This window comes from Syntrophomonas sp. UBA5494, assembly GCF_002426325.1.
Genome location: NZ_DIPG01000101.1, coordinates 17,970 through 35,102, shown reverse-complemented (window position 1 = coordinate 35,102; position 17,133 = coordinate 17,970). Strand labels below are relative to the sequence as shown.

The 17,133-nt window shown below is 51.2% G+C and carries 18 protein-coding genes; 6 read left to right on the top strand and 12 right to left on the bottom strand.

Features of this window, described 5'->3' with window-relative positions; all coding sequences use genetic code 11:
• Positions 1-186 precede the first annotated feature (186 nt).
• From B3W37_RS11375 to B3W37_RS11350, 6 genes are all read left to right on the top strand, one after another.
• Positions 187-756, top strand: coding sequence for an XdhC family protein (locus B3W37_RS11375; RefSeq protein ID WP_483175846.1), 570 nt, complete (start codon positions 187-189; stop codon positions 754-756).
• Positions 740-1,288, top strand: coding sequence for an FmdE family protein (locus B3W37_RS11370; RefSeq protein WP_481041175.1), 549 nt, complete (start codon positions 740-742; stop codon positions 1,286-1,288). Before B3W37_RS11375 ends, B3W37_RS11370 begins: the two co-directional genes overlap by 17 nt.
• 17 nt (positions 1,289-1,305) lie before the next feature.
• Positions 1,306-2,052: a Rossmann-like domain-containing protein gene (locus B3W37_RS11365; protein ID WP_483170725.1), complete on the top strand. Its 747-nt coding sequence runs from the start codon at positions 1,306-1,308 to the stop codon at positions 2,050-2,052.
• A 71-nt stretch (positions 2,053-2,123) separates the two neighbouring features.
• The gene (locus tag B3W37_RS11360) at positions 2,124-3,107 is read left to right on the top strand and encodes a FecCD family ABC transporter permease (protein ID WP_483175845.1); all 984 of its coding nucleotides are present in this window, start codon (positions 2,124-2,126) and stop codon (positions 3,105-3,107) included.
• Positions 3,108-3,160: 53 nt separating this feature from the next.
• Positions 3,161-3,964: an ABC transporter ATP-binding protein gene (locus B3W37_RS11355; protein WP_483170722.1), complete on the top strand. Its 804-nt coding sequence runs from the start codon at positions 3,161-3,163 to the stop codon at positions 3,962-3,964.
• A 36-nt stretch (positions 3,965-4,000) separates the two neighbouring features.
• Positions 4,001-5,098, top strand: a complete 1,098-nt coding sequence (locus B3W37_RS11350) for an ABC transporter substrate-binding protein (RefSeq protein WP_483170721.1) — start codon at positions 4,001-4,003, stop codon at positions 5,096-5,098.
• Positions 5,099-5,281: 183 nt separating this feature from the next.
• Here B3W37_RS11350 and B3W37_RS11345 read toward each other — a convergent pair whose 3' ends face one another.
• The 12 genes from B3W37_RS11345 to nifH form a co-directional block, all read right to left on the bottom strand.
• Positions 5,282-5,647 carry a hypothetical protein gene (locus B3W37_RS11345; RefSeq protein ID WP_483170720.1) on the bottom strand — a complete coding sequence of 122 codons (366 nt, stop codon included), beginning with the start codon at positions 5,645-5,647 and terminating at the stop codon, positions 5,282-5,284.
• A 36-nt stretch (positions 5,648-5,683) separates the two neighbouring features.
• On the bottom strand, positions 5,684-6,055 hold the full coding sequence (locus tag B3W37_RS11340; protein ID WP_483175843.1) for a hypothetical protein: 372 nt from the start codon (positions 6,053-6,055) through the stop codon (positions 5,684-5,686).
• Between the two features lie 47 nt (positions 6,056-6,102).
• Positions 6,103-7,398 (bottom strand): SPFH domain-containing protein, encoded by a 1,296-nt coding sequence (locus tag B3W37_RS11335; RefSeq protein WP_483175842.1) that lies wholly within the window; start codon positions 7,396-7,398, stop codon positions 6,103-6,105.
• A gap of 447 nt (positions 7,399-7,845) precedes the next feature.
• Positions 7,846-8,466, bottom strand: coding sequence for a Fe-only nitrogenase accessory AnfO family protein (locus B3W37_RS11330; protein ID WP_483170717.1), 621 nt, complete (start codon positions 8,464-8,466; stop codon positions 7,846-7,848).
• A gap of 40 nt (positions 8,467-8,506) precedes the next feature.
• On the bottom strand, positions 8,507-9,433 hold the full coding sequence (gene nifB, locus B3W37_RS11325; protein ID WP_483175840.1) for a nitrogenase cofactor biosynthesis protein NifB: 927 nt from the start codon (positions 9,431-9,433) through the stop codon (positions 8,507-8,509).
• Positions 9,434-9,453: 20 nt separating this feature from the next.
• Positions 9,454-10,833: a nitrogenase component 1 gene (locus B3W37_RS11320; RefSeq protein ID WP_483170715.1), complete on the bottom strand. Its 1,380-nt coding sequence runs from the start codon at positions 10,831-10,833 to the stop codon at positions 9,454-9,456.
• A gap of 4 nt (positions 10,834-10,837) precedes the next feature.
• Entirely contained in the window at positions 10,838-12,193 is a 1,356-nt protein-coding gene (gene nifE, locus B3W37_RS11315) for a nitrogenase iron-molybdenum cofactor biosynthesis protein NifE (protein ID WP_483170713.1), read from the bottom strand.
• A 19-nt stretch (positions 12,194-12,212) separates the two neighbouring features.
• The gene (nifK, locus tag B3W37_RS11310) at positions 12,213-13,598 is read right to left on the bottom strand and encodes a nitrogenase molybdenum-iron protein subunit beta (RefSeq protein WP_483175838.1); all 1,386 of its coding nucleotides are present in this window, start codon (positions 13,596-13,598) and stop codon (positions 12,213-12,215) included.
• A complete protein-coding gene (nifD, locus tag B3W37_RS11305; RefSeq protein WP_483170710.1) occupies positions 13,591-15,207 on the bottom strand; it encodes a nitrogenase molybdenum-iron protein alpha chain in 1,617 nt (538 codons plus the stop codon). Before nifD ends, nifK begins: the two co-directional genes overlap by 8 nt.
• 54 nt (positions 15,208-15,261) lie before the next feature.
• Positions 15,262-15,642 (bottom strand): P-II family nitrogen regulator, encoded by a 381-nt coding sequence (locus B3W37_RS11300; protein WP_481041145.1) that lies wholly within the window; start codon positions 15,640-15,642, stop codon positions 15,262-15,264.
• Positions 15,643-15,666: 24 nt separating this feature from the next.
• Complete coding sequence (locus B3W37_RS11295; RefSeq protein WP_481043022.1) at positions 15,667-15,993, bottom strand: P-II family nitrogen regulator; 327 nt, start codon at positions 15,991-15,993, stop codon at positions 15,667-15,669.
• Between the two features lie 25 nt (positions 15,994-16,018).
• Complete coding sequence (nifH, locus tag B3W37_RS11290; protein ID WP_481043020.1) at positions 16,019-16,843, bottom strand: nitrogenase iron protein; 825 nt, start codon at positions 16,841-16,843, stop codon at positions 16,019-16,021.
• Positions 16,844-17,133: the final 290 nt, after the last annotated feature.

Here is a 17,133-nt window from a genome sequence, read left to right as displayed (position 1 = left end):
TTGAAATAATATATCAGAAGTCAGAGATTCCATGCCAATCACTCTTAATAGTTGTCTGCCCACCGTAACACTAAATTGGTCAACGGACATCTCTTAATTTGAAATTAGAGTCCCTTCTGTCTGTTGGGGAGACTATCTCCATTTTATTACAGAACTTCATCAGAACCTGAAAAGTGGGGCTGCAAGTTGGAAGTTAACCGGGATGAATCTTTAGTTAATACACCCGCCGACAATGATAAGTTAATCATTGCCGGCTCAGGAAATGTTGCTTGGAACATTTATAAAATCGCGGCTATTCTGGGCTGCCGGATAACTGTAATTGACCACAGAGCTATAACGCTTACCCGGGAAAGATTTCCTGAAGCCAGCGAACTGTTGTGGGGAGACGTTGTCGCGTTGCTGAGAGCTTGTGATATTGACGAGACCACCAGCATTGTATTAGCTACGTATAACCATGAATTTGATCCCCCAGCATTGCATGCGGTAATCAAATCGCCAGCCAGATACATAGGAATTTTAGGCAACAAACGTAAGGTAACCGCCTATTTTAGCCAACTGAAAATTTCGGGGATTGCGGATGAACTTCTCGAACGGGTTCATTTACCTATTGGCCTTGATATCGGAGGACAGACGGCGGCAGAAATAGCCTTGGCGACTGTAGCTGAAATACAAGCTGTTAAATACCGGCGTTGCGGAGGATTTATTTCTGTAAAACGAAAAAGTGAGGTTTTTGAAAAACATGACGAATTGTTTTGAGCGGGATATTGAAAATGCCCATAGATTCCATGGGCACATATGCCACGGTATTGTATTCGGGGTCAGAATGGCTCGTGCCGGGCTTAATTACCTGGGCATCGACGATCCTTTGCGGAACCGGGATTTTCTGGTTTATGTGGAAGCGGATCGCTGCGTGGCAGATGCGGTATCTTCGGTTACCGGCTGCTCTCTTGGGAAACGGCGCCTAAAATGGATGGATTACGGGAAAATGGCGGCTACATTTATAGATATGAACAGTCATGAGGGGATTAGAATCGCAGTAGCAGCCAAACAAAATGCCCCTGAAAACGGTGACATTGTCGCCTTTTGGAACGCCATTCCGGACGAGGAATTATTCAAAGTCGAAGCTGTAAGAGTCAATCTGAAACCGGAAGACCTTCCCGGCAAGCCTTTAAGTCGGGTTAAATGTGAGAGATGCGGAGAAAGTGTCATGGATAGCAGGGAGATACTGCTGGGCGGCCGGATCTTGTGCCGGGCCTGCGCTAATGGCGCATATTACGAAAAGCTATAGACAATGAGGGAATCGCCGTGTGGGAAATCTATAACGAACTGATCGAATTGATACCTGAGGGGCTAAATGTACTGGATTGCATGGTCGGTCTCCACTGGACCTTAATTCGCTCGCCCAAAGGGATCGGCACGGCAATGACCTTGAAAGGGGGCAGGTCTGAAAACAAGCCTGCCAGTGTTGTCGGCATGCCGCTTAAAGAGCTGGCTGCTTACGTCAAATCGTGGGATATGGGCCTGGCTTCCCTGGGGCAGGCAGCTATTAACTCGGTGTTAAATGTCCCGGATAATATTATGTCGATTACCGGTCAAGATTTTATTAAAACCTCAGAAGCAAACGATGCCAATGCGTTTGTCCGATTCTTACCGGAAATGGCCGGCAAAAATGTAGCAGTTATCGGGCATTTTCCCGGAATCGAATCCCTCCATCCAATATGTCATCTATCTATAATCGAAAGAAATCCTCAGTCTGGTGATTATCCCGATTCAGCCAGTGAATATATCCTACCCCACCAAGATTATGTTTTTATTACCGGCACTGCATTTATCAATAAGACCATGCCCAGGCTTCTGGAAGTTTCCAATCATGCCCAAGTAATACTGGTCGGACCCAGCGTACCCATGACTGCGATTCTTTTCAATTATGGGATAGAAGCCTTGGCGGGGATGGTTATTCGCGACGAGAAGGAATGCTGGCAAGTTGTCCGGGAAGGCGGAAAGACCAAGGCGTTCAAGCAAGGGGGACAAATGGTCTGTATCAGACGTTAATGGAACCATTGGTACGGGGAAAGCGGATGCACAAATATTTTAACCGCTTGGACTTAGGAATAACACAGCTAATGGTTTTATTGATCATTCCGATCGCGGTGTTTCTCTTTTCATTTGCCATTGGCCGCTACGGGATCCCCTTGCCCGAACTGCTAGCCACTCTATACAACCATTATTTCAGCCCGGGCGCTGCAGGGGCCAGCAATTTGGATACAGTTGTGTTCAATATCAGGCTGCCGCGCATCACTGTCGCGATGCTGGTCGGTGCAGCCCTGTCCATAGCCGGGGCGGCTTACCAGGGGATGTTTAAAAACCCCCTGGTGTCGCCCGACATCCTGGGGGCCTCAGCGGGAGCCGGGTTCGGAGCCTGCCTGACGATTTTTCTGTCTCAGTCGATCTATGTTGTCCAGGCCAGTGCCTTTGCCTTCGGTCTGATTGCCGTGCTCTTAGCCGTTTTAATCAATGAGCACCTTGATTATGATCCCACCCTGGGTTTGGTGCTGGGCGGCATATTGATCAGTACCCTATTTTCTTCAGGAACCGGAGCGATCAAGTATTTCGCCGACAGCAATGACAAACTGCCGGAGATTACTTTCTGGTTGATGGGCAGTCTTGCCTCGGTGGATAAAAGGGATATCGAGAGCATCCTGTTGCCAATGCTCATAGGCTTTAGTGCCCTTTACCTGGTGAGGTGGAAACTGAATGTGCTCGCTTTTGGAGAAGATGAAGCACGAACTTTAGGTATTAACACCCGCCGGCTAAGATGGATCGTGATTATAGGCTCAACTCTGATCACTGCGGCTGCGGTCTCCGTGTGCGGCATAGTCGGTTGGATAGGCTTGGTCGTTCCACACCTGGCCCGGGCTATGGTCGGACCTAATTACCGGGTGTTGCTGCCAGTAAGCGGGATCCTGGGGGCCAGCTACCTGCTGTTAGTCGATGATATGGCCCGCTGCCTGGCCTCGGTGGAAGTGCCTCTGGGAATACTTACTGCACTTCTGGGGGTGCCATTTTTCATACTGATATTCAAAAACAGCGTCAGGGGGTGGAAATAATATAAACGGGCAAAACAGCGGAGTATATCAACATCGGTCCGGGGGGTGAAGATTTGCTTGAGATCAGGGGAATAAGCTTTGGATATCCGTCGCATCAGGTAATTCAAAATGCAAGCTTTACAATGTACGGCGGCGAGTTCCTCTGTGTTCTAGGGCCGAATGGATGCGGGAAAACCACTCTGTTGAAAAATATTCTGGGCTTATTATCGCCCTCCTCAGGGTCTATCCTGATCGGGGGAGAAGACATTCAGTCATGGTCTTTGACCAGGCGTGCTCAAATTATGGCCTACATACCTCAGGCGCATGTACCGCCTTTTCCATTCAAGGTCATTGACGTTGTTCTGACCGGAAGGACCGCTTATCTTGCGAGGATGGGGGTGCCCGGGGAAGAGGATGTACGTATAGCCGAGGATTCACTGGCAGAATTGAATATCAGCTATTTAAAGGACAGGATTTACACCAAAATTAGTGGCGGCGAAAGGCAGCTAGTTCTGATCGCCCGGGCTTTGGCGCAGCAGCCGCAGATATTGATAATGGACGAACCTACGGCCAACCTGGATTTCGGCAGAGAGCACCAGGTGCTTGAACATTTGCGCGATCTTTCCGGGAAAGGGATGAGCATACTCATGGTAACTCATGACCCCGACCAGGCTTTCTATTGTGCTCATAGGGTGGTGCTGATGAAAGATGGGGGATTACTGGATGTGGGTATTCCCGGAGATGTGATCACCGAGGATTCGATGTTCAGTATGTACGCAATCCGAGCAAGGATCGGCGGCATAAAAGTGTCTGAGAATAAAACGGTTGAGGTATGTGTTCCAGTTCCCAAGACTATCGATAACGTCGCCAGTTCTTAAAGAAACCAAGTAAGAGAAATGGGGGAAGGATTTGTAATGTTGAAAACGAAAAATGGCAGAATCGCAGTCGTCATGCTCATGATATTCATAATGGCTTGCACCCTTGTCAGCGGCTGTGCCCCAAGCACCACCACAAGCACATCCCAATCCACCAGGACCATAACCGATGATGCTGGCCGGTCAGTGACCATACCCGTTACTATTGATAAAGTCTATTACACCAGCCCCATAGGTATGATAATGGTATATTGTCTCGCTCCGGAAAAGATGGCGGGATCATCTATGCAATTTTCCGATAAAGAAAAAAGATACCTTCTGCCTGCGGTGCAGCAGTTGCCTTACCTGGGCGGGGTACAGATGAATGCGAAGATCAATACCGAGGAACTGGTTAAGGCCAAACCGGATGTCATATTCTCGATCGGACCTGATCCGGTCAGTGATTCGTCAATAAGCACTGCCGACCAACTGCAGCAACAACTGAATATCCCGGTGATAGTGCTGGATAATGATATCAATAAAACTGAAAAGACCCTGACCTTCCTCGGCCAGCTTCTAGGGGCCGAAGAACGGGCTGCGGAATTAATCGCCTATTGCAATGAGACCCTGCAGGAAGTCACCGATATAACCCAAAATATCCCCGATAACAAGAAATTACGGGTATACTACGCTGAAGGCCCGGAAGGCCTGGCAACCGAACCCAAAAGCTCCCCCCATGGGTTGCTGTTAAATCTGGTTAATACAGTCAATGTGGCTGATGTGGCAGCCAAAGGCGGCAGCGGTATGAGCAGCGTATCCCTGGAACAGGTGCTGAAATGGAATCCCGAGGTGATCCTGGCCTGGGGAGCCGACCGGGGAGGTGCTTATGACAAGATCCTCACCAGTGCTGATTGGAGAAATATCAGCGCGGTCAAAACACAAAAGGTGTATGAAATTCCTAATTACCCCTTCAACTGGTTCGACCGTCCACCTTCAATTAACCGTTTCCTGGGCCTGAAATGGCTGACCTATACTTTTTATCCCGAACTGTATAAAATCGATATGGTCAAAGAAGTTAAGGATTTCTATAAACTTTTTTATCATGTAGACCTGAGCGATCAGGATGCCAGAGATTTGCTTAAAAGCTCCCTCCACTAACATATCCGGGGCTAGCGAGGGGTGCAGCTGTTCTGCTGCACCCCTCGCTCAATTTATTCAATATATTTTCCCCAACTTCAAGCGTTTTAAAGGATAAATCGCAGCAATGGCTCATATTGCTCAGAACGTAAACATCCTGCTAAATGGCTTTCATAAGCCTGCCGCCTCTTTATACGTTATGGATCAACCTGGTATGGCCGGCGAACCACAATATTCGCAAGTTCCTCCTGAACCAACATGAATCCTGGCTCCACAACTTGCGCATACGGTCTGCTTCAATTCAGTGGTCTCCGATTTCCCGGCTTCTCCGCCTGCACCAGCCTGATCGGACAGTACAACATTCACCTGAATTGATTCTTTATTATTGTCGGTTTGAGAATTCTTTTTACCGGCATAGATTAATCCCGCACCCACAACCGCGAAGAATATGACCATGGATATATCCATTCCATCCATACCTTCCGCAAGACTGACCATTAAACCCAAAAATGCGAAAGCCACACATACCCAACCGAGAACGGCAAAAATCGTCTTAAAAAACCTTGCCATTACGCAATCAACTCCTTATAAAAATTTAACCCCTCATCAAGCTTTAGTAGAGGCGCTTATTAGCAAAGCCATGATGGCTGCCGCTGCAATTCCGATCATAGTGACCTGGATGGTTATAAATGCATTTAAATTGCCGGCAAACAACGGCTTAAACACCGCCAGCAATACGGTTATCACAAAATAGATGAACAAGGTGGAGGTTATTCCCGCTTTCAGCAAAGTTGCATTCAATGTTTCTATACGGACGCGCATGAGGATGAGCCCGCCGATCAAGGCCACTTCCGAAATTAAGACAAACAGTAGAGAAAGCCAATGCAGCGTGGTTTTTTCTCCGCTTGAGAAGCCGACCAGGAATATGACCAGGGTAACTGCAATGATGATTATGCCTATGCCTAATATTAGAAGCATTTTCATTTTATCGGGCATATTTTTATTCCGCCTCCTTTCCCCGCTTATTACAGTTTGTTTCCGCAGTCGGGACAGAATTTGGGCGTTCCTTTTATTTCAGCGTTGCAGCCCGGGCATTTTTTGACCAGCGGAAGACCACACTCCGGGCAAAATTTGGCCGGTGCTTTTTCGATCATAAACCCGCATCCCGGGCACGGTTGGGGCATCATACTCCCACAGGACGGGCATACGCCGGCGCCTGACGGCACATCAGCCCGGCAATTGGGACAAGGGATGTAGACATCTCCGCATTCCGGGCAGAATTTAGCTCCCTTAGCAATAACAGCCCCGCAGCCGCTGCATTTGACGACTTCATTGCTATTGCTGGCCGCTTCACTGTTATCGTGGCCGCAATTGCCGCAGAATCTGGCCTCCTTTTCCATGCTGGCATTGCATTGGCGGCATGCTTTCATTTCCTTGTTAACATTGATGTTCTGACTTATGCCCCCCATCTGTGAACCAAAGCTGCCTCCGACGCCGACGCCCATGCCCAAGCCGATCCCTGCGCCCATCATGCCGGACTGGATGGAGCCCGGATTGGTTGCCGCTCCTTCCAGGGTGTCAAAAGACCGCTCCTGAATGTAGTTGTAGCCGACTATATCCATTTCCGCACGTTTGGCCAACGCCGATTTGAGCTGGATGACAGCCGGGTCATCCTCAGGCACGTTAATGTCGTTCACATAAAAGTTGATCAGTTGAATGCCGTAATCATCCAGAACCGGGACCATCTTTGCTTTGATGTGATCGGATAATTCGTCAAGGTAGGCATTAATCTCCAACAGGCTGATCTGTTTGTTGATCAAATAAGAAGCTATGGAATCTTTGGCCTTGGTTAAATACAAGCCACGGAAATAATTCCCCAGGTTTTCTTTGTCGAAAACGGGCAAGGTACCGACCAGTTTGATAAGAAACTTTTTGGAGTCTTCGATTCGAATGCCGAATTGCCCGAAAGAACGCAGCGGTACAAACACTTTGTATTTCGGGTCCTGCAATTGGATCGGGGAAGCGGTGCCCCATTTTACATCCAGCGAATGCACTTTGTTTACGTACCACACCTCGGCAGTAAAAGGAGAGTGCCCTCCGAAAGGAAGATTGATGATATTGTTTAAGATAGGAATATTCGCTGTTTCAAGCGTATGTCTGCCGCTCGGAAACACATCAAGGGCCTGCCCCCCTTTAAACAGAACCGCTTCCTGAGATTCGTTGACAATAAGCTGAGTCCAGTTCCCCAGTTCCTCACTGGGAAATTTCCAGGCAAAAACGTCTGGAGTGCCATTATACTTTACAACTTCTACTAAAGCCATCTCCATCCTCCCTAAAAGCTGATTGCATATCCTAGCGGCGCCGAACTTCTGTCCCATTTCCCCCAAATTATACTATCTTATGTTATTATTCAGTATAATTATGGTTTATTCCTATTTCATAATAAAATTTTTATCAATGATTATTTGTCCATTGATGAAAACAGGAGATGATTCCCCGGTTTGCTCTTTAGAACAAGCCGGAAAATCGTCTCCTGTGTCTGCGCAGCCATCCTGCAAGTATGAAAACCATAGGCTGGCAAAAATAAAATATTAAAGCGATTCCATTTTTTCAGGGTTTCGTGATGATTATCATAACATTGACGCTGAGTATTACGCTTTTTCGCAATTCCTTGATTAAGAAAACAGTAGTGACGATATTGTCGTTTCTGGCGATTTTATTTTTCAACCGGCAAGCCGCCAGGAAACAAAAAACATCCCCAGTCGCTTCTACTTACTGTAAGCAATGAGTATCCTGCTTTCATTTCCGGCAATTTTCTCCACGACGCCGCGCAGTTCTCCGCTCAGAATTTTGGCCACCAGCCAGGGGGGAGCATGATCGCAGAGGATTTCCAGGGTCAGAAATTCACCTTTTTTAAGAATCGGCTGCAGAATTTGTTTGGAGCTGAGCCCGTTTCCGCATCCCTGCATACCATGGAGAGAAATCCTCAGATGGCCCGGATATACCTCCTCGGCCGCCGGCCCGGGCTTTTCGTCAAGCCCATCCTCCCTGCAAGCAGATTCGGTTTCCTCGTCCAGAATCATCTGCAGAAAGGCCGGCGGTTTGCCTTTAATCTCCCAAATCGCATAACCGTGCTTTTCCAACTCAAAGTACGGCGCTCCGCTTACGGATAATGCTGCGAGCACCTTACACTCACCCAGAAAGGCAATTAATTCTTTCATTTTTAAACGCAGTTGGTGGAGATTGAAGACCTCCCCGATGCAAAAGGGCATGGCCTTTAACAGGCTCCATTGCCGGCCGGTTTTTTTATAGATGACAATCTCTGCTGAATCATGCAAGGTGGCGGTTTTCCCATGTCCTCCCAGAACCACCGCTATCTCTTCGTTCATAGGCTTTTCCTCCTCTTTCCCACTTTTCATAGGACAATTTTTAAATCACCTTTTTTATCGCTTTCACCGGGCACAGCTCTCCCCCGGCCCCGTCCATGACCAGGTCCTTTCCCAGCAAACCGATGGCGTCGGCCCGGCATTGGCGGCAATGATACATCTGCTGAAGATCTGACGCACACCTTTGACGCATGGCATGAAGCTCGTGAACACCGGTAGGGGAGGCGTTCTCGAAAACGCTTCCCGGAGCCGGGATCAAAGGCATGATGTTGCTGATAAAAGCTCCCCGGGCGCCGACTGCTTTCACTATGTCGGGGATATGCCGATCGTTTATGCCGGGTATCATGACAGTGTTGACCTTGATGACCGCACCCCGTCCGGCCAGATATTGAATGGCTTCCAACTGGTTTCGGATCAGCAGTCGGGCTCCTTCCGCGCCATCATAACGGCGGCCTTCAAACCAAACCTGTTGGTATATCCGGGCGCCGATGGCTGCTTTCAGGCTGTTCACGGTGACAGTGATGTGCTTAACCCCCAGTTCCAATAGAGCGTCCGCGCACTTGAGCAGTTTGAGCCCGTTGGTGGACAGGCAGAAAATGGTATCCGGAATCATTTCCTTGATCATACCGATGGTCTGCCGTGTTGCGGGCCAGTTGGCCAGGGCGTCTCCAGGACCGGCAATGCCTACCACTTTGATGTTGTCGTGCCGGGAGCGTACCCGGACATACAGACGGCAAGCCTCTTCCGGGGTAAGCAGCGCGCTGGCCACGCCGGGACGGCTTTCATTATTGCAGTCAAAGCGGCGGTTGCAATAATTGCAACTGAGATTGCAGGCCGGAGCCACCGGCAGGTGGATGCGGCCGTATTGACGATGGGCCTCAGTGGAAAAACAGGGATGCTGCCGGGTTTTTTCATCTGACCGCTGCGGGTCATGTTCAATCCTGTATTTCGACGTACAAGTGCATTTCATGGTTTGTTCACCTCGATTTTCTAGAATTTGCCGGAAGGTTCTGAATAGTATTTTTTCAGCATTCGGGGCCGGTAAGCGCTCAGCTTACTGTCCAGTAAACAGTTGGTGATGCGGTCCAAAAGCATCATCGTGCCTGCATAGCCAACCGATACCAGGCGCTGTCCTCCCACCCGGTCGTGAATCGGAAAGCCCAGGCGCACTAGGGGAATCCCTTCACGTTCCGTCAAATATCTGCCGTCGGAATGCCCGATGGCGATGTTGGCCTCTGCTTTGACCGCCAGGTCCCTGATCACTGCCAAGTCGGTTTCCGTCACAGTCGCCACATCGGTCCGGCCCGCTGTCAAAGTTTGCATTTCCAATTCCAGGGCCTTGCTGTGAACGCCGCTGGCAGCCACCGCCGGGACAATCCCATTCTCCATGCAGATGCTGCTGACGGCCAGGACCATATCAGGATCGCCAAAAATAACGGCGCGCCCTTCGGCATTATATTTGTGGGAGTCGATCATGCCGTCCAGCAAGCGGCCTCTTTCCCGTTGCAGAACATCGGGGAGGGGTTGGCCGGTCAACTCCTTCAGAAGGTTGACAAAAAGGTCGGTGGCTTCGATCCCTACAGGAACGGGGCTATTATACAAAGGCACTTCGAAAGTGCCGGCCAGGTATCGGCCTGGGGACAAATGGGTCTCTACGCACCTGCTCATTTCAATGGTGGCAGACGCTCCGCCCATCATGGCCAGCTCCTGCAGACTGGTGCCGCCGCCGGCGATTTTTTGGTAAGGACGCGCAAATGGACTGTCCAGGGTTTCCGAATAATCGGGGCAGAGAATATAATCCACCCCCATAAGATCCATTATTCTTTTGATTTCCCGCACCTCGGCCGGGGTGAGATGGGGGACGATTACGTTGATGCGGTGGTGTTTGGGGACCGGTCGGGCGATGCGGGCTATAATGTGTCTGACTGCCAGGAAATAGCCCTCACTGTGGCCGCCCCCATACCCCGGTGTGGGGACGCTGACCAGGGGATAAGCGCCCATGTCCCGCTCAACCGTGTATTCTGCAGCAATGCGCGCGATATCTTCCCCGATGGTCTCGGCCAGACAGGTGGAAAGAATCCCGATCAGTTCAGGATGGTAGACTTGAATCAGATGATCCAGTCCTTTTTTCAAATGGACGCTTCCGCCATAGATGGTTCCCGGCTCGGTGATCGAACTGGAAGCCACGTCGATGGGTTCGTTGTAATGCTCGGAAATATGCCGGCGCATATAGGTGCTGCACCCCTGTGAACCATGAATAATGACCATTGCGCCCTGTATGCCTTTGAAAGCCAGTATCGCTCCCAGAGGCATGCAGGCGTGGCAGGGGTTTTCAATCACGCTGTGGCGCATCGTTTTGATCGCTTCCATCCTTTTATCCTCCTTGCTTAACATATTTCCAGACCGGTGAGCAAACGGTATGATATACTTCCCGGGCAAAATGGACTGCGCCTTCGAAACCGCTCAAAGGATGCTTGCGATCATGATTGTGGTCTATGAAGGCAACCCCCAGCTTGTATGCCAGAGGCCTTTCTTTGACGCCCCCCACCAACAGATCCGCTCCCTGTCTGCTCATAAAACGTTCCAATTCCGCCGGATTGGCGTCGTCGAGAATCACGGTGCCGTCCTCGACCAGATTGTGGATCTCATCATATTCCTCTTTGCGGCCGGTTTGCGTGCCGATCATGACGACCTCAACGCCCAGTTCGCGGAATTGCTTGATCAGAGATATGGCTTTGAAGCCTCCTCCCACGTAAACTGCGGCTTTTTTACCGCTCAGCTTATCCCGGTAAGCCTGAATGAACGGCTCCGCCTGGCCGGCTTCCTCTGCGATCAATTCCTCGGTGCGCGCCATGACCTCCTCATCGCCTGTGGCCGATGCGATCAAGCGCAGCGAATCGGCACTATCCTGAAGACCTAAAAAGGATACATGAAAAAACGGTATGCCGTATCGCTCCTGCATTCTTTTCGCCAGGTAGCCCATGGAGCCCGCGCACTGAACAATATTAAAAGCCGCAGCCGGCGCCGTCTGCAGAGCTTTCAAACTGGAGTCCCCGGTGAAAGCAGCATTCAGTTTTACGCCCATGCGCCGCAAATAACCGCCAATAATCCACAACTCTCCCGCCAGGTTATAATCGCCCAGGTAATTGATGCCCGGCTCCATAGCCGGCAACGGGCTATTCCCGGCTTCCATCAGGCGCATCAAGACTTCACAGGCCACCCGGTAGCCTTCGGACTTATTGCCGGCAAAACCGCTGGATTCCACCGGCAATACGGCAATGCCGTGCCGCTGCGCCGCCGCCCGGCACACCGCTTCCAGATCATCGCCGATAACCCCCGCCACACAAGTGGAATACACCAGTACCAGCGGCGGGTGGTATTTTTGCACCAGTTCATCGATGGCTGCCGCAAGTTTCCTCTCTCCGCCGAAAATAATGTCCTGCTCCTTGAGATCGGTGGAAAAACTGTATCGATAAAGCTCCGCCCCGCTGCTCAGGCTGCCCCGGATATCAAAGGTGTAGCTGGCGCAGCCGATGGGACCGTGCACCAGATGAACCGCATCGGTAATGGGGTTTAGAACCACCCGGGCCCCGCAGTACACACAGGCCCGCTGGCTCACGCTTCCGGAAACACTGTCCGCTTCACAGCTTTGTGTTGGCATCCGTTCGCCTTTGGTGCGTATAAACCCGGTTCTTGCTTTCAGCAGCGTCTCTCCGCGGTCTGTTTTCATGACCCGCTCCCCCCCTTTTTTACATGATCAGCTCCAGGTCCTCATCACGGGCATCCCGGTCCACCCGGTCCTGGAGGGCGTTGTCGATCATTTCCATGAGCCGCAGGGCTCCCCGGTAGCCCACCACAGGCAGGTAGGAATGCACTCCCCGGTCGAGTATGGGAAACCCGACCCGCACCAGGGGAATATCTTCGGCCCGGGCAATATACTTTCCATAGGTGTTGCCGATCAACAGATCGACCGGTTCATTTTTAATCCACTGATGCAGTTCAAAAAGGTCGCCGCCGGCTTTGACCCGCCCTGCCAGTCCCGCATCCTCCAGCATGGCCGTGACGGTCGCCTCGAAGTTGCCCTGGGCTCCGTCCAGGGAGGTGTTGGGGGTGCCGGTCAGAAGATGAACGGGTTTCATGCCCAGGCTTAGGACCATCTCCGTAAGGCTGGCCACAATGTCCGGGTCGCCGAAAATGGCCACCTTTTTTCCATGAAAGTGATAGTGCAGATCCGTCATGATGTCCACCAACTGTCCTCTTTCCTCTTCAATTTCATCAGGGACCTCAGCCACGAAATGCTGTCTCAAGGCCATGATCAAAGCATCCGTGGCCTGAATTCCGATCGGAGTCCGTAAAACCACTGCCGGAACCAGACACTTCCTCTCCAGCTGGTAAGCCGGGTCCGAGGCGGCATATTCCCCCAATGCCAGAGTCAGGCTTGAATTGCCGGAATCCCGGATGGCCTCCACCCTGGCGCCGCCTTTGGGGAACATGTTAAACTGACCGCTCATAGGTGAATCCAGGCTGCCGGAAGTGTCCGGAAACATAATGAAAGGCACCCCCATAAGAGCGGTAAGCCGCTTGATTTCACGCATATCGCCGGGGTTGAGAAATCCGGGCAGAATATTCACCTGCTCCCGCTTGTTCTCCAGGCTTGCTTCCGCCAGGTAATTCACCATGCCTTTGGTCATGTTGGAGAAGCCGGTAACATGGGAACCCTGATAACTGGGGGTGTTGGCATGAATCACCATTTTGCCCGGGGGGATGGCTGCCGACTTGATAATGCTGGGGATATCGTCCCCGATGGTCTCCGACAGACAGGTGGTGTGTACGGCTATGACATCCGGATTGTACAGGGTGAATACATTTTTGATAGCGGTTTTCAGATTGGCGCTGCCGCCAAACACCGAGGCTCCTTCCGTAAAAGAACTGGTGGAAGCCATCACCGGCTCGCGGAAATGGCGGGTCAAATGGGAGCGATGATAGGCGCAGCATCCCTGAGAGCCATGGCTGTGGGGGAGGCAGCGGTGAATCCCCAAGGCCGCATACATGGCGCCGATAGGCTGACAGGTTTTGGCCGGATTGATGACCGCGCCGGTTCTGGCGATTATTTCTCTGGGTGTACTGTCAAGCATTTTCCATATCTCCTTTCACCAGGGTTCCTTCCAGCAAAGGCCGGTGGGCCCAGGGAGGCTCGATGTAATTCCAGGTAGGGCTGGCAAAGCTCATGGCCACGTCCCGGGCAAAATTCAGCGCTCCTTCAAAACCGGCGTAAGGACCGCTATAATCGTAATTGTGCAGTTGTTTGGAAGGAATGCCCATCTTCTGCACCACATATTTGTCTTTAATCCCCGAGGAGAAAATATCGGGCTTGAGGATACGGATAAGCTCCTCGGTCTCAAAGTGGTTCAGATCGTCCACGATTACGCTCCCGTCTTTCATATCCTGAATCATGCCGGCGTAGGTGCTCAAGGCGATTTTGTCTTTTAACTCCGCGGCGCGTTCCGGCGATAATTTCAGGCGAAAGCGATTTTCATCGGGCGCCACATGCAAATCGGGAATATTCTTGCTGTCCGAATCGGATTTGATATTCGGTATGACTTGGCGCCCCTCATAATCATCGCGGTGGGCAAACACGTAGCCGGCTAAAATGGTCTCAATGCCCAGCTCTTCATACAGGCCTTGATAATGATGGCCCCGGGATCCCCCTACGTAGCAGAACGCAGTCTTGCCGGCGCAGATCCGTCGGTAAGGCAGCAACTGCGGTTCTATACGGGCCAATTCCCGGGTAATATAATCCTCCGTGCGTTCAATCAATTCCCGCTCCCCGAAATATAAGGCCAAACTGCGCAAGGCTTCCACTGTGGAGCGAATGCCGATAAAATTTATTTTGAGCCAGGGAGTGCCGTACTTAACTTCCAGCATGGAAGCAATATAATTGATGGAGCGGTGGCACTGCACCAGGTTCAGCTCCGCCACGTGAGCGTTGCTCAACTCTTCAAAAGATCCGTCCCCGGTCATTACGGCTTGAATATGGTAGCCCAGCTCCTCCAGCATCTTTTTAATCACCCAGCCGTCTCCGCCGATGTTGTACTCGCCCAGAATATTGACGGTGTATTTTTGCGGTGCTTCCTCCATGTCACCCGCCCCAATGACATGTTCGGTCAGCCCGTTGTTGGCGATATGATGGCCGGCCGATTGGCTGACCCCTTTGTATCCCTCGCAGCTGTAGGCGGTGACATTGATGCCGTATTTTTCCCGGGCACTTCTGGCTACAGCCTGAATGTCATCCCCGATCAGCCCCACCGGACAGGTGGCGGAAATGGTGATGGCTTGGGGCTGGAAGATTTGGACGACTTCGTCTATGGTCCGGGCCAGTTTTTTCTCTCCCCCGAAAACGATGTCGCTTTCCTGCATGTCAGTTGATACACAATAGGGCAAAAAATTCTTCATGGGGGCTTTTGACACCCCCTTGTTGCGGCGCGTCAACCAGGCATAATATCCGCAGCCTATGGGGCCGTGGACGATGTTGACCACATCTTTCAGCGGTCCCAGAACCACGCCTTTGCAGCCGGCAAAGGCGCAGCCCCGGCTGGAAATGATGCCGGGAATGGTTCTGGTATTGGCTTCGATTTCCTGATTTTCCTGAGTAATATTCTTGATAAGGATGTGTTTTTTCCGGTTGCGTTTTTCTTTGGCCGGATATTTGTTCAGTATTTCATCCAAAGTGTTATGGTTAAGCATCACTTTTCCTCCTTTGCGAATCGAACCGTATAGTGGATGCCGCCTGCCGGCCGTTTATATAGCCGCTTCTCCGCTTTCACCGGTTCTAATTCTTAGCGCATCCAATACCGGCAGGACAAAAATCTTCCCATCGCCTCGATTTCCTTCTTGGTTTACCTGCAGGATAGTTCCAATAATCCCAGGCACTTGATCGTCATGAGCCATGACGGTGAGCAAGCGTTTGGGAATCAGGCGTCCACCTCGGGCAATGCTGTCTTGAATGGTGGAACCGATTTCCTCATTAGCTCCCAATTGAGCCAGCAGGGTAAAATCAACCGGGCTTCTGCCCCGGCCCTGAACCTTGATGGCATGAAGGCCGCAGATCCCTGTGTCCGCCAGAGCTTTTTTGGTTTGGTTGACTTTATTCATGCGAATGATGGCGACAACTTCCTTCATAATCAAACCTCCTGACTGATCCGGCTACAACGCCTCTTCACCGCTGCTGATGGTGTAAACTTCTTCCACCGGGCTCACAAAAATTTTCCCGTCTCCAAAAGCTCCCTTGTCGCCGGTCTTGGCGTATTTGGAGATAATGCTGATGACATCATATTTGTCCTCATCATTGACCACGATCAGCAGAAGCTCCTTGGGGATTTCATCATAGACAATTTCGCCTACGTTAATGCCCCGCTGCTTGCCGCGTCCCACCACATCATACTTGGTCACCGCGGGAAAACCGGCGCTGTTCAATTCGTCCAGGATGACATTGGTTCTCTCCGGTCTCACAATGGCTCTGATCATAATCATTTTGGCCGCCTCCTTCATCACCGGCTCATAAAGAGTCCAGTATGCCATAGTCCATCATCAGTTCCTCCAGCCGGTCCTGGGTCATGGGCTTGGGAACCACGAACATTTGGTTCTCGGCCATTTTTCCGGCCAGTTCCCGGTACTCGCCGGCCTGGTTGCAATCCTGATCATAATCGATAACCGTTTTCTTGTTGATCTCCGCTCTCTGCACGATGTTATCCCGGGGCAGGAAGTGCAGCAGTTGCGAGCCCAGCTCTTCAGCAAAAGCCTTCAGCAGCTCGTGCTCGTTGTCCACGTTGCGGCTGTTGCAGATGATGCCGCCCAGCCTGACATCACCGCTCTGGGCGTACTTGCCGATGCCCTTGCAGATGTTGTTGGCGGCATACAAGGCCATCAATTCCCCGGAAGCCACAATGTAAATCTCCTTGGCTTTGCCTTCCCGAATGGGCATGGCAAAGCCCCCGCATACCACGTCCCCCAGAACATCGTAAAATACGTAGTTCAATTCCGGGGTATAGGCGCCCAGGGATTCCAGGAGGTTGATGGAGGTGATAATTCCCCGGCCTGCGCAGCCTACCCCCGGCTCCGGTCCGCCCGATTCCACACAGCGGGTGTCTCCAAAGCCTACCCGCATGATGTCTTCCAGTTCAATGTCTTCACCCTCGTCTCTCAAAGTGTCAAGAACCGTCTTCTGGGTCAGGCCGTGGAGGATCAAGCGGGTCGAATCACCTTTGGGATCGCATCCCACCACCATGACCTTATTGCCCGCTTCAGCCAGTGCGGCCACCGTGTTCTGCGTGGTGGTGGACTTGCCGATGCCGCCTTTTCCGTAAATAGCAATCTGTCTCATCATTGCTTCAACTCCTTTTATTAAATATAGAAAAGACGCCCTGATGCCTTTTGTGGCATTGAGGCGCCTTTACCTGCGGATTGATACAGTTTTGCCCAAAACCTTTATGCCCTCAGTTATCCGGGTGTCTGGGCCAACCATGGACAGAAACGCAAAGGCCCCCGTATTTCTACGGAGACTCCTTTGCCCGGCATATCTATTAGAGGGAAGGGGACAGAAAATAAAAAGTCTTCGTGTGATTACGAAGACTTCCTTGCCCGATTATATTGATTATGGCTTTCTTTTATATT

Coding starts and splice junctions, on each gene's coding strand:
- B3W37_RS11370 (WP_481041175.1), top strand. CDS start 740: ATGACGAATTGTTTTGAGCGGGATATTGAAAATGCCCATAGATTCCAT.
- B3W37_RS11360 (WP_483175845.1), top strand. CDS start 2,124: ATGGTTTTATTGATCATTCCGATCGCGGTGTTTCTCTTTTCATTTGCC.
- B3W37_RS11350 (WP_483170721.1), top strand. CDS start 4,001: ATGTTGAAAACGAAAAATGGCAGAATCGCAGTCGTCATGCTCATGATA.
- B3W37_RS11345 (WP_483170720.1), bottom strand. CDS start 5,647: ATGGCAAGGTTTTTTAAGACGATTTTTGCCGTTCTCGGTTGGGTATGT.
- B3W37_RS11340 (WP_483175843.1), bottom strand. CDS start 6,055: ATGCTTCTAATATTAGGCATAGGCATAATCATCATTGCAGTTACCCTG.
- B3W37_RS11335 (WP_483175842.1), bottom strand. CDS start 7,398: ATGGCTTTAGTAGAAGTTGTAAAGTATAATGGCACTCCAGACGTTTTT.
- B3W37_RS11330 (WP_483170717.1), bottom strand. CDS start 8,466: ATGAACGAAGAGATAGCGGTGGTTCTGGGAGGACATGGGAAAACCGCC.
- nifB (WP_483175840.1), bottom strand. CDS start 9,433: ATGAAATGCACTTGTACGTCGAAATACAGGATTGAACATGACCCGCAG.
- B3W37_RS11320 (WP_483170715.1), bottom strand. CDS start 10,833: ATGGAAGCGATCAAAACGATGCGCCACAGCGTGATTGAAAACCCCTGC.
- nifE (WP_483170713.1), bottom strand. CDS start 12,193: ATGAAAACAGACCGCGGAGAGACGCTGCTGAAAGCAAGAACCGGGTTT.
- nifK (WP_483175838.1), bottom strand. CDS start 13,598: ATGCTTGACAGTACACCCAGAGAAATAATCGCCAGAACCGGCGCGGTC.
- nifD (WP_483170710.1), bottom strand. CDS start 15,207: ATGCTTAACCATAACACTTTGGATGAAATACTGAACAAATATCCGGCC.
- B3W37_RS11300 (WP_481041145.1), bottom strand. CDS start 15,642: ATGAAGGAAGTTGTCGCCATCATTCGCATGAATAAAGTCAACCAAACC.
- B3W37_RS11295 (WP_481043022.1), bottom strand. CDS start 15,993: ATGATTATGATCAGAGCCATTGTGAGACCGGAGAGAACCAATGTCATC.
- nifH (WP_481043020.1), bottom strand. CDS start 16,843: ATGAGACAGATTGCTATTTACGGAAAAGGCGGCATCGGCAAGTCCACC.